Source organism: Paenibacillus mobilis, assembly GCF_058267595.1.
The window spans coordinates 87,079-99,127 of record NZ_JBZCMS010000010.1 but is presented as its reverse complement, the minus strand read 5'-3'; the positions used below and the strand labels follow the sequence as shown (position 1 = coordinate 99,127).

11 protein-coding genes are annotated in these 12,049 nt (G+C 53.3%); 8 read left to right on the top strand and 3 right to left on the bottom strand.

Going from position 1 to position 12,049, the window contains the following annotated elements; all coding sequences use genetic code 11:
• The first annotated feature begins 180 nt into the window (after positions 1-180).
• Complete coding sequence (locus AC3ZPD_RS17890) at positions 181-870, top strand: response regulator transcription factor (protein WP_490985639.1); 690 nt, start codon at positions 181-183, stop codon at positions 868-870.
• Positions 863-2,266, top strand: a complete 1,404-nt coding sequence (locus AC3ZPD_RS17885) for a sensor histidine kinase (RefSeq protein WP_490985638.1) — start codon at positions 863-865, stop codon at positions 2,264-2,266. The genes AC3ZPD_RS17890 and AC3ZPD_RS17885 overlap by 8 nt, the downstream gene beginning before the upstream one ends.
• A gap of 95 nt (positions 2,267-2,361) precedes the next feature.
• On the opposite strand, the gene AC3ZPD_RS17880 is transcribed toward AC3ZPD_RS17885, so the two are convergent.
• Positions 2,362-2,742, bottom strand: coding sequence for an ArsR/SmtB family transcription factor (locus tag AC3ZPD_RS17880; protein WP_490985637.1), 381 nt, complete (start codon positions 2,740-2,742; stop codon positions 2,362-2,364).
• A complete protein-coding gene (locus tag AC3ZPD_RS17875) occupies positions 2,742-3,167 on the bottom strand; it encodes an SRPBCC family protein (RefSeq protein WP_490985636.1) in 426 nt (141 codons plus the stop codon). Before AC3ZPD_RS17875 ends, AC3ZPD_RS17880 begins: the two co-directional genes overlap by 1 nt.
• 240 nt (positions 3,168-3,407) lie before the next feature.
• Here AC3ZPD_RS17875 and AC3ZPD_RS17870 point away from each other — a divergent pair, with 240 nt between their 5' ends.
• The 5 genes from AC3ZPD_RS17870 (at position 3,408) to AC3ZPD_RS17850 (ending at position 7,629) form a co-directional block, all read left to right on the top strand.
• A complete protein-coding gene (locus AC3ZPD_RS17870; RefSeq protein ID WP_490985635.1) occupies positions 3,408-4,355 on the top strand; it encodes a ring-cleaving dioxygenase in 948 nt (315 codons plus the stop codon).
• Between the two features lies 1 nt (position 4,356).
• Positions 4,357-4,980, top strand: coding sequence for an alpha/beta hydrolase (locus AC3ZPD_RS17865; RefSeq protein ID WP_490985634.1), 624 nt, complete (start codon positions 4,357-4,359; stop codon positions 4,978-4,980).
• 12 nt (positions 4,981-4,992) lie between these two features.
• Positions 4,993-5,691: a flavin reductase family protein gene (locus AC3ZPD_RS17860; protein WP_490985633.1), complete on the top strand. Its 699-nt coding sequence runs from the start codon at positions 4,993-4,995 to the stop codon at positions 5,689-5,691.
• A gap of 10 nt (positions 5,692-5,701) precedes the next feature.
• Positions 5,702-6,187, top strand: coding sequence for a MarR family winged helix-turn-helix transcriptional regulator (locus tag AC3ZPD_RS17855; RefSeq protein WP_490985632.1), 486 nt, complete (start codon positions 5,702-5,704; stop codon positions 6,185-6,187).
• Positions 6,188-6,657: 470 nt separating this feature from the next.
• Positions 6,658-7,629, top strand: a complete 972-nt coding sequence (locus AC3ZPD_RS17850; protein ID WP_490985695.1) for an alpha/beta hydrolase — start codon at positions 6,658-6,660, stop codon at positions 7,627-7,629.
• A gap of 451 nt (positions 7,630-8,080) precedes the next feature.
• Here the strand turns inward: AC3ZPD_RS17850 and AC3ZPD_RS17845 are convergent, their stop codons facing one another.
• Entirely contained in the window at positions 8,081-8,407 is a 327-nt protein-coding gene (locus AC3ZPD_RS17845) for a MazG-like family protein (RefSeq protein ID WP_490985631.1), read from the bottom strand.
• Between the two features lie 339 nt (positions 8,408-8,746).
• On the opposite strand from AC3ZPD_RS17845, the gene AC3ZPD_RS17840 reads away from it, so the two are divergent.
• Positions 8,747-12,049, top strand: a complete 3,303-nt coding sequence (locus tag AC3ZPD_RS17840) for a chitinase N-terminal domain-containing protein (protein ID WP_490985630.1) — start codon at positions 8,747-8,749, stop codon at positions 12,047-12,049.

Below are 12,049 nucleotides of genomic sequence, written 5' to 3'. Positions count from 1 at the left end.
TCTATTTCTGATTTTGAAAAACAGAACCATTGTAAGGGCATAATGTTACAGCAATGTGCCAAAGAGGGACGGAGATGTCACACTGCTGTAACCTTTCTTTTTTATAGTTAAAATGTATAAACACTCTTAAATTCTTATAAGAAACAAGGGCTGAGCGAAGCCGGAAAGGTGGGGACTCTGATGAACCTGCTGCTGGCGGAAGACGAATTGCTGATGCTGCAGATTTTAAAAAGTTATTTCATCAAAGAAGGGTTTAAGGTATATATGGCCCGGGACGGGGAAGAGGCGCTGGAGCTGTTTTACGAACATCAGGTGGACCTGGCCGTGCTGGATTGGATGATGCCGAAGCTCAGCGGGGTGGAGGTATGCCGGGAGATCAAAAAAGCAAGCCGCACCAAGGTGCTGCTGCTGACGGCAAAAGGCGAAACCGACGAAGAACTGTACGCCTTAAATGCCGGTGCCGACGATTATATACGCAAGCCGTTTGATCCCCGAATTCTGCTGGCGAGAGCCCGCAAGCTGCTGAATCTGGACGCCCAAATCCGGATCGGAGACCTGGTGGTGGACCTGGAGGGGCAAAAAATTTTCCGCGAAGGCCAGGATCTGCAGGCTACGTCGAAGGAATTTCAGCTGATGAAATATCTGACGATTAATAAAGGGCAAATCGTGACCCGAAAAATGCTGTTGGACCAGGTATGGGGCTTTGATTACTTCGGGGACGAACGTACGGTGGATACGCATATCCGCAGGCTGAGGGAGAAAATCGGGGAACGCCGGATCAAAACTTACCGGGGAATGGGCTACTGCCTGGAGGACGATCCAGGGGGAGAGAAGCCGGATAACCCGCTGGGGGACAGACCGGATGAGTAAGCTGACCCGCAAGCTGATTACGCGGATTACGCTGGCGCTGTGCGCCGTTTTTATGCTGACGTTTGCCGTGGACACCTATTTCCTGCCGAAGTATTTCTTATATCAAACAAAAGTGAAGCTGGCGGAGGTGACCTCCGAGCTGGCAGTGGCGCAGACCAGCGCAGGCAGCGGCAGCTTGGACGAGCGGATTCGGTCAATGGAGGCTGGCAATCAAGTGACCGTCGTTTATGCGCCGCTGTCGGAAAACCTGAACGACTTAAACAGCGATATCCTGCTGCAGCTAAACCGGAAGGGCATCGCGTTAAGCAAATTCTGGCTGAGCGAGGAAAGCCTGGCGCAGCTGCGCGAAGGCCGGCAGGTCAACAAAATTTACGATCAGGCCAAATTAAAATCCAGCTTTCTGGTTAATTTTTTGCCTCTGGACGGGAAAGTCATTGCGGTAGGGGAGTCCATCTCTTATTCCTCGGAGACGATCGGCATCGTCAACCGGTTTAACCTGTATATTTGGGCAGGCATGCTGCTGCTGCTGATTCTGCTGTCGGCTTTGTATACGGCCAGAATCGTAAAGCCGTTGGCCAAGCTGAGCGAAACCGCCAAATCGATTGCCGATTTGACTTTTATTCATGCGGATGTCCGTACGGGAGACGAAATCGAGTCCCTGGCGGACAGCATCAACAAAATGAGCGATAAATTGAAAAAAGCGCAGCGGTCGCTGGAGGCGAGAAACGACAATTTAAGGACCTTTATCGCCGATGTGTCGCATGAGCTGAAAACTCCGCTTGCCCTGGTCCGGGCTTATGCCTCCGGGATTCAGGACGGAATGGACGACGGAACGTATGTGGAGGTCATCCGGCGGCAGACGGAGGAAATGGCGGGGATGATCGACAGGCTGCTGGAGCTGTCCAAGCTGCAGACGGAAACATATGATTTTCAGCCGACTGAATTTCATTCACTGCTCGTCGAAACCCTGGAGGATTACCGGGTTGCTTTCCGGCAGCGAGAGCTGGATTTGAACGTGGAGGACGTTCTTCCTCCTGAGGTTTGGGTCAGGGGGGACCGGCGCAAGCTGGAATCGGTCCTGCGCAACCTGTTGTCCAACGCGGTGAAATATTCGGAAGGCAGCCGGGTGGAGGTTCTGGCGGAAGTGCGTTCGGAACAGGTGCGGTTCCGGATCGCCAACAGGGCGGATACGAGAGATGAAGCCCGGTGGGAGCGGATTTGGGAGCCGTTTTTTGTCATGGAGGAATCCCGCAGCAAACATTTAAGCGGCACCGGGCTGGGTTTGTCGATTACCGGCACCATTCTCGAGAACCATCAGGCAGCCTATGGTCATGAAGCCGGGCAGGGCAGGGTGGAATTTTATTTTTCGCTGCCGGTTTTGTCAGGTCCCTTTTAAAAAAAGAAGAAAGAGGAGCAGTCTGCCGCCCCCGGCAGACTGCTCCTCTTTTATTCATCATCTTAAAGCAACTCCCGGGCCGACCGGGAGTTGCTTTACGTATCGAGTTCCGTATCGGATTCCGCATCCCGCGCCGCATGCAGCGGCACCGGTTTGCCGTCGTTCTCCACCAGATGACGCAGCATCGACAGCTTGTTGTCCCAATACTGCTCGTAAAAGGACACCCATTCCTGCACCTCTTTGAGGCCACCGGCTTCCAGCCTGTAGCGGGACTCCCGTCCGACCTTTTGCACGCTGACCAGGTTTGAATCGGCCAATATGCGAAGATGTTTGGAAACCGCCGTTCTTGTCATCGAAAAATGCTCGCAGATTTCGTTCACCGGCATCTCTTTATCCGCGAGCAATTTTAACAGCTTCCGCCGGCTGGGATCGGCGATCGCCTGGAAAACATCGTGTTTTACGGCAGCGGAGGACATTATTGCTCCATCAGCTGCTGCAGCTTGGCCACCAGCTGGTTCCAGCCTTGCGCCATATTTGGTTGTACAACCGGATGTGGCTGGCCGAATTCGGTAACCTTGTCCGCATCCCAGCCTTTATGGTACAGGTTGAATTCGGTTTGGCCGCCGAGGTCCTTCAATTCAAAGGTAAGGATCCAGTCCTTGCCCCAGTTAAAGCTCAGCCGGGTCGGAGGTTCGAGCTCAATGACCTTGCACGGCGAATCGCCGTAAGGGCCGGCCTTCAAAATAAACTCGTGGCCAAGCACGGGTTCAAAGGTGTTTGGCATAAACCAGGCGGCAATGCCGTCGGACGTGGCTACCGCCGCCCACACTTTTTCAATGGGGGCCTTGAATACCGCCGTTTTATGAACCTCGTGGGAAAAAGCCTGCTGATTCTCTGACATGGAATAACCTCCATATATTATACTTAGGATCCTGCAAATGAAACCGCCGCAGAGATTAATAGGAAACTATTTGGTTTCCTTTTTGTCAATTATACGAAACCAAATGGTTTCGCGTCAAGAGGTCCGATTTTAACGACTTGACAAGAGGTCTTTTTCATATTAATCTTTAATTAAAGATATTTATTATAAAGATATTTGAAATAGAATAAACATAATTGTACAATAAGAGGAGCGATTAACATGAGTATGAAAACAGCCGGTATCCACCACATCACCGCTTTTGCGGGCGACCCGCAGGCAAACGTCGATTTTTATGCCGGAGTCCTTGGGCTGCGGCTCGTGAAGAAAACAATCAACTTTGACGCCCCGGACATTTATCATCTGTATTTCGGCAATGAAGGAGGGGCACCCGGAACGATCATTACCTTTTTCCCGGCACCGGGAGCCCGCAGAGGGCAAATCGGCGGCGGCCAGGTCGGCATCACCACTTATGTTGTCCCTGCCGGCGCGCTCCCATTCTGGGAAGAACGGCTGCTTAAGTTTGGTATTACCGTGATGAAAGCGTCGCGTTTCGGAGAAAGCTACCTGCAGTTTTCGGATAACGACGGTTTGAAGCTGGAGCTGGTAGAACGGGAAGAAGGCCCGGCCAGCGCTTGGTCGTTTGGCGGTGTTTCGGCCGATAAAGCGATCAAAGGGTTCGGCGGGGTCGTGCTGTACAGCGGAAATTCGGCAAGTACACGGAAAGTGCTCACGGACGTACTGGGCATGACGGAAATCGGCGAAGAAAACGGGTTCATCCGTTTTAAAGCCGAAGGAGAGTTAGGCAATGTCATCGATGTGCCGGTCTCCAATGTTCCGTGGGGAACAGGCGGCGCGGGTACCGTTCACCATATCGCATGGAGAGCGAAAGATTACGAGGAGCATCTGGAGTGGAACCGCCGCGTCTCAGGTTACGGCTTCGGCACGACCGGCATTGTGGAACGCCAATATTTCAAAGCGTTGTATTTCCGTGAGGACGGCGGCATCCTGTTCGAAATCGCTACGGATCCTCCGGGTTTTGCTACCGACGAGCCGGCGGATGAGCTGGGCCTGGAACTGAAGCTGCCGGAGTGGTACGAGCCGCATCGCCAAGCCATTGAGGCCAATTTGATGCCTATTGAAGTCAGAGTTCTAAAGGAGGATAAATAACATGAAACATGTATTCGTAAAAGGAAGCAACCCCGAAGCCCCGACCTTTGTTATGTTCCATGGCACCGGCGGCAATGAACGTGACCTGCTGCCTCTCGCGGAAATGATCTCGCCGGAATCTTCCGTGCTGGGACTACGCGGCAGCGTCCTGGAGAACGGGATGCCGCGTTTTTTCAGACGGCTTGCGGAAGGGATTTTTGACGAGCAGGATCTGATTCTGCGCACTGGGGAGGTACAGGCGTATTTGGAGGAAGCGGCGAAAGAGTATGGATTTGACCGCAGCAACCTCATTGCGGTAGGATATTCCAACGGAGCGAATATTATCGCAAGCCTTCTGTTTCATTATGCCTCCGCCGTGAAAGGGGCCATTCTGCTGCATCCGATGGTGCCGCGGCGCCATATCGAGCTCCCGGCATCCCCGGGACTGCCGGTATTTATCGGAGCTGGGACCAATGATCCGCTGGTCCGTTCCAGCGAAACGGAAGAGCTGGCCGGGCTGCTGCAGGGAGCAGGCATTGCGGTAACTACGCATTGGGAAAACCAGGGCCATCAGTTGTCCCGCAGCGAGGTTGAGGCGGCAAAAGCCTGGTACGACGAGCAGTTCGGCAAAGAACTAAAAGGGTAAAGGAGCATGGCGATGATCTCCATTGATCCGGACGGCCAGGATGAAAGGGCCAATTACAAGCTTTTGATCGGCAGCGTCATTCCAAGACCGATTGCTTTTATCTCCACGCTTGGAGAAGAGGGGACGGTTAACGCTGCTCCGTTCAGCTATTTTTCAATCGTGGCGAGCGACCCGCCGCTGCTGTCGGTAGTCGTCCACCGCAAAAACGGGGTCATGAAGGACACGGCCCGCAATGCGGTCAACCGCAAGGAGCTCGTCGTCCATATCGTGGATGAAGAGCTCGCGGAAGAGATGAATAAAACCGCCGCTCCGCTTCCGCCGGAGCAAAGCGAGCTGGATTTGACCGCTTTGACGACCGTGCCGAGCGAACGGGTTGCCGTACCCGGCATTCGGGAGGCCAAAATCCGGATGGAATGTGTAGTGGAACAAAACATCCCCATTAGGAGAACAAGCGGTGCCGGGGCAGTCACGGCAGAGCTTTCCGAGGAACGGGCCGCCGAAACGGCCGGAACCGGAACGGAAGCGGGCGGTCCAGATGCAGACGGAGTAGTGTGCGACCTGCTGCTTGTCCGGGTGGTCCGGTTCCATTTTGACGAATCGGTGTACCGGGACGGTTATATCGAAGCATCGGCGCTGAAGCCGGTCAGCCGTTTGGCGGGCGATGATTACGCGGGGCTTGGCGATATTTTTACCTTGATTAGACAACGTTAGAGGTGAGGTTATGCCTGAATTTGAGCAAAAACAGCAGGTGGAGCAGGAAGAACGGCAGGAACAAAGCTATCAGGATTCCCTGAAGCTGTTCATCGTGCTTTCGAAAGCGTACCGTTCCTTGATGGACCGGGCGGTCAAAGATATGAAGCAGTACGGGCTGACGGCATCGGAGTTTACGATTCTGGAGGTGCTGTACCATAAAGGCAGCTATCCGCTGCAGCAGATCGGGGAGAAGGTGCTGATTACGAGCGGCAGCATGACCTACAACATCGATAAGCTGGAGAACAGAGGGCTGCTGAAGCGGGTTCCGAGCGCGGCCGACCGCCGGGTGATTCTGGCGGAGCTGACGGACGAAGGCCGGAAGCTGTTTGACGACATTTTTCCGAAGCATGCCGCTTTCGTAGATTCCATGATGCCTGGACTGACCCGGCAGGAGAAGAAAGTTTTGACCGAGCAGTTGAAGAAGCTGGGGAAAAATGCGGCGGGAACGCTGTAGTTCGCCGAATAGATACAAAATAGCGGATGGGTCAGCCGCCCAAATGGGTTGACCTTTTTGCGATTAAAGCCGGTTAACATCTTCGGATGCTAGTCGGTTTTTTATGATTAAAAATATTTTGCACAATATGATTGACAACAATTAAATATATTGTGTAGAATATAGTTGTAAGCAATTGATTTGGGCAATAACCTGATTCTGAACTGCCGAAAGCCAAAGCGGATATGCAAGGCCGGACGGGAAGGAGGAAAGCTGGAGAGAACGGTGGAAGTAACTCGAATCAGGCATAAGTTTTAGCGGCTCCCCAAACAGCTGTTAGAGCGGAAAAGGTATTTTTTTACCCGTATACATTGTTAGCAATATAATTTTGAAAAATGGTTTTAGACCATAAATCATTAAGGGAGGAAATTAAATTGAAATTTAAATCCAAAAAACAACTTCTGGCAGCTGGGCTTGCCGCCTTTATCCTGCTGTCCGGTTATGGTACCACCTCTACTTTCGCGGCGAACAAGGTAGTCCTTGAGCCGGAGGCTCAGAAATTCGTGGAGGATACAGCGAACCCGCCGTATTTGTTTGATCTCGGACCTGAAGAAGGGCGTAAAGCGGTAGATGCCGTTCAGGACTCTCCTATCAGCAAACCCCCGGTGGATATTCAAAATTTGACGATTCCGGGCGGTCCGACAGGTTCCGTTTCCATTGAAATCGTGCGGCCTAAGTTTACGACGGCCCATCTGCCGGTTATTTTGTATACACACGGAGCGGGCTGGGTGTTCGGCGATGCCCACACGCATGATCATCTGATTCGGGAGTTGGCTGTAGGCTCCACTTCTGCCGTAGTATTCGTTAATTACAGCCTGTCGCCGGAAGCGCGTTACCCGGTAGCGATCGAACAGGTTTACACAGCCCTGCAATGGGTAGCGGACAAGGGCGCGGATTATGGCCTTGATCCAAGCCGGATCACCGCTGCCGGCGACAGCGTCGGAGGCAACATGACCGCGGCCGTGACGCTAATGGCGAAAGACCGGAAAGGTCGGGAGATTCAAAAACAACTGCTGTTTTATCCGGTAACGGATGCTTCCTTTGACACCGATTCCTATTATCAATTTTCGACCGGCTATTTCCTCCGCCGCGATGGCATGCAGTGGTTCTGGGATCAATACACAACCGATCCTGCACAAAGAGCGGAGAAATACGCTTCACCGCTGCGCGCCAGCGTGGATGAACTGAAAGGTTTGCCCGAGGCGCTGGTCATTACCGCTGAAGCCGACGTGCTCCGGGATGAAGGCGAAGCTTATGCCGCCAAACTCCGTGAAGCTGGCGTCCGCGTGACGGCTGTCCGTTTTGAAGGGATTACCCATGACTTTGTAATGCTGAACGCCTTGGCCGATACCGCTTCCGCACAAGGAGCGCTGCTGCTGGCCAACGCCTGGATCCGCCAATAAAGAAAGCTGAAACGCCGTTTCCAGATTATTTGGCGAAATTTCTGGCTTGTTCCCCCACGATCAGCTTTGGAAATTAGCTTGAAATGGAACCCTAAACCCTCATCCTGGGGATGAGGGTTCTTTTTTTTTGCAGACGGGCTGAGCTGGAAGAATTAAAAAATTGAAATTTTATCCAAACGATTTTATGATGAAACAAAGGCTTTGAGAGGCCGGATTCATTTGGTATACGTGGCCGCAGCAGATCCATACGACTTTAAATGGAATCAAATATCAGCTGGGCGAGGGCAACGCTGCTAATGTCGAACCCGTTTCAGCCCCGGCTGAAAACCGGCAGGAAGCTCTGGAGATCAGCAGGGAGTTGATGAGCCGTTCTTTGCAGGGCGTTCCATTGGAGTAGACGAATCCTTCAGGCGATTGAGCTTGAACGACAAAATGAGCTGACCCTAAGGGTTCAGCTCATTTTGTTAGCCCACTTTTTCGATTTCTCGCCCAGCAGCTTCATCAGTTCCCCGTCTTCGCTGCTCAGCTTGTAGAACATGGCCAAAGCCACAAGAACGACGTCCACGCATTCCTCTTTCACATCGTTAACATTTAATTCTTTGTATCCGCTGCCGCTGGCGTTCAAGGCGGACAACACGGCCTGCGAGGTTTCCCCGGCTTCCTCGGAGAGCTTGAGGGCCATTTGCTCCAGCGTTTTGGGCTCCTTGCTGCTGAGGCGTTTGATTTCTCCAAGCAGCTGCTCGAACTGCTCAGCCTGGCTGATCTTTTCCATCGTCATACCTTTATACATCCTTTCATGGGCTGTGCAAAATACTTTAAAGGGCGGTGAATCCGATTCTCCCTTTTGGATATAAGCCCCAGTATTTTAATAGTTTACTCTAAGAAAAAAGTATAGTGAACCTTTTTCCGAAAAAGCGGTGAAAGAGGTGGGCCAATAAGAGGGAAACCGGGACAAACGATATGATTTCTCTCCTAACTTAGCTAAAACATAGGACTAAAGTACAAAGTTACATAGATTTACATAAAAAAACACTTCTCCTAATTTTTCCGTGATAGGATTATAGACGAAAAAAGTGGACGAATTTTGTCCCAATCCATTTTTTTGAGGAGGAAGGGTATGAGGGAGAAGCATTCAGGTTGGAAAAAGAAGCTGCTAAACAGCACGCTTGCAGCAGCGGTGGCTCTGCCGCTTCAGTTGTTCGCATTTGGGGCCGTACCGGCCGCGTTGGCCGAAGGGCCGGCTGATCCGGCGCCGTTTATTGAGGCTAAGGTCGTCAATGAGCATGCAGGACAAAAGATTTTGTTCGACAATACCCATGAACAAACCGCAGGCGCGGCCGATTGGGTGATTGACGGCGCTTTTTCCGACTTCGGCAATGCACTTGCAGAGGAAGGTTATTATGTAAAAGAACTTCGCAAGACTACCCCGATTACGTTAAGCGATCTTAGCGGCTATGACGTATTTGTCGTGGCCGAGTCCAACGTTCCTTATAAAGCAAGCGAACAGCAGGCGATGGCGGATTATGTGGATAACGGGGGCAGTATTTTCTTTATTGCCGACCACTATAATGCGGACCGCAACAAAAACCGCTGGGACGGCTCCGAGGTATTTAACGGCTACCGCCGCGGCGCGTGGGATAACCCGGCCAAAGGCATGAGCGCCGAAGAAGCCAATTCGGAAGCGATGCAGGGCGTCGAGAGCTCCGACTGGCTGGCGGACGAGTTTGGCGTCCGGTTCCGGTACAACGCTTTGGCCGATATCAACGCGACCAACATCGTAGCCCCGGCTCAAGCATTCGGCATTACGGAAGGCGTTTTTGCCGTGGCGATGCATGCCGGTTCTACGCTGGCTATCCTTGATCCGACAAAAGCCAAAGGCATCGTCTATATGCCGCAAACCAACGAGGGTTGGGCAAACGCTGTTGACCAGGGCGTCTATGAAGGCGGCGGCGTGGCGGAAGGCCCTTTTGTGGCCGTAGCGAAAAAAGGTGCCGGCAAAGCCGCTTTTATCGGCGATTCTTCGCCGGTAGAGGATGCGACTCCTAAATATCTGCGCGAAGATACGGGCGGCAGAAAAACCACCTATGACGGCTTCAAAGAAGTAAACGACGGCACCCTGCTGGTGAATACCGTCAACTGGCTGGCCAATCAGGAGGATTATACGGATTTCACCCAAGTGGACGGCTTGACGCTGGATCAGCCGACGACTCTGCTGCCGTTCGAAGATCCTTCGTTGTCCACGGAGCCGCAGCCTGAACCTTGGGCCGCACCGGACCCTGGCTACAAATGGTATGACCGTTCCACCTTCAAGCCGGGGTCTTATGGCGGACCGGCGGCATCGGCGAGCGCGGTTTACGGCTTTACTCACCAGGCGGTTCTGCCGAATGCGGAGGATTTCCAAATCCGCGTAACTGCAGATAACCTGCCGGCCGGCACGACGGTATCGGGCTTCCAGCTCGGCATCTACCAGGTCAGCGGCGGCGCCCAGATCGCCATGGTGCAGAACAGCGACGGCACATGGCCGACCAGCTATGGATACAGTGCAAACTTCAGCTTGACGGGCGACTTGAAGGGGCATGCGTTTAAAGATTTGACGGTCCGCATCAAGCCGGGCACGACGGCTGCTTCCAACCTGCGGCTGCGTTTGAACGGCAGCAATCTCAAGACGGAATCGGTGACGCTGGGCAATGTGCCGGCCGAGACGCTTCCACCGGAAGAAAGTCCGATTCCGGCAGCGGTTTCCATTGGCGAAGCCCGCGCTAAAGCGGCCGGATCCTTGGTGACTGTGGAAGGCGTTGTGACGACGGAGCCGGGTATTTTTGGCGGACAAGCTTTTTATTTGCAGGATGAAACAGGCGGTGTTTACGTATTCCAAAGCCAAAGTGGTTTCCATGCCGGCGACACGGTAAAGGTTACGGCTCCGACTGCTTTGTATAACACGGAGCTGGAGCTGTCCGATGTCGTCCAAATCGAGAAGACCGGTACGGCGGAATTGCCGCAGCCTGTCATCACATCTGCGGTAACCGATGCGAACCAGGGTCAGCTCGTAGAGCTGGATGAGGTGACGGTGACCAACATCATCAGCGCCACGCCTGCCGGTTCCTTTGAATTTGATGCGGTTGCCGCCGACGGCACAAGCAACCATATTCGTGTGGATACCCGGACCGGCATCACCCAGGCAAATTTCCCTTACAGTGAAGGGCAAACGCTGAATATTAAAGGCGTTGCCGCGATTTTTAAAGGCATTTACCAGCTCAAGCCAAGAAGTCTGGCGGACTTCTCCCCGGCCCGGGAAGAAGCGGCTCCGGTGACCACCGCGACGTTGTCCGCGGAGCCAAATGCGGCCGGCTGGTTTAATCAGCCTGTAACGGCTGTGCTTGAAACCTCCACAGGCGAAGGTTCCGAGGCGACGGTTTATTATGGACTGGATGGCAGCACGACCGAAGTGTACAGCGCCCCGATCGTTTTAAGCGGGGACAGCATTTATACCCTGACTTATCATGCCGTGACCAACTCGGGGTTGTCGGAAGAACCCAAAGCGCTGCAGGTCAAAATCGATTCGACACCGCCAACGGCTGAGCTGACGCAATCCGGCCATGCGGTTGGAGACGTAAGCGAGCAGGATCAGCTTGTTTTTGAATTGACGGACAGCGACGCTCTGTCGGGTATCGCTTCCGAGCAGCTTCTGCTGGACGGCCAGCCGATCAGCAGCGGCCAAAACTTCAGCGCAGCCGATCTGGGCGCCGGTTCCCATGCGGTAAAATATGTCGTGACCGACGCTGCAGGCAACACGGCCGAACAAAGCTATGCTTTCGAGGTTGGAGGCAAAACGCTGGCTACGGGCGTTCCCGGCAAGCCGGTTTTGTCCTCTAACAGCGGTTATGCAAACGGACTGGGCGACGGCCATTATACCGTGACGATGAACCTGTGGTGGGGCAACAACGGCACGACTTACAAACTTTACGAAAACGGCGTGCTGGTCGACACCAAAACGTTGACCGACGTTTCTCCTTCGGCACAATCGGCAAACACGGACATTCAAGGCAAACCGAACGGAACCTACGTGTATACCGCTGAATTGACGAACAAATTCGGCACGACCACAAGCGATCCGTTCACTGTGACGATCCGCGACGCTTCACCGGGCAAACCGGTGCTGTCCCAGGACAATTGGGACGGTGACGGAAGTTATAAGGTCACCATGAATTTGTGGTGGGGCACCAATGCGACAGAATACCGTTTATATGAAAACGGTGAGCTGATTGATACCCAAACACTCAGCGCCAATACCCCGGCGGCTCAGTCTGCGGTTACTTCCATCAGCGGACACGCCCCCGGCGTTTATGAATACCGGGCCGAGCTGGTCAATGCCGCAGGCGCTACTACAAGTGACACGATTACGGTGAAGGTAAGCAAATAA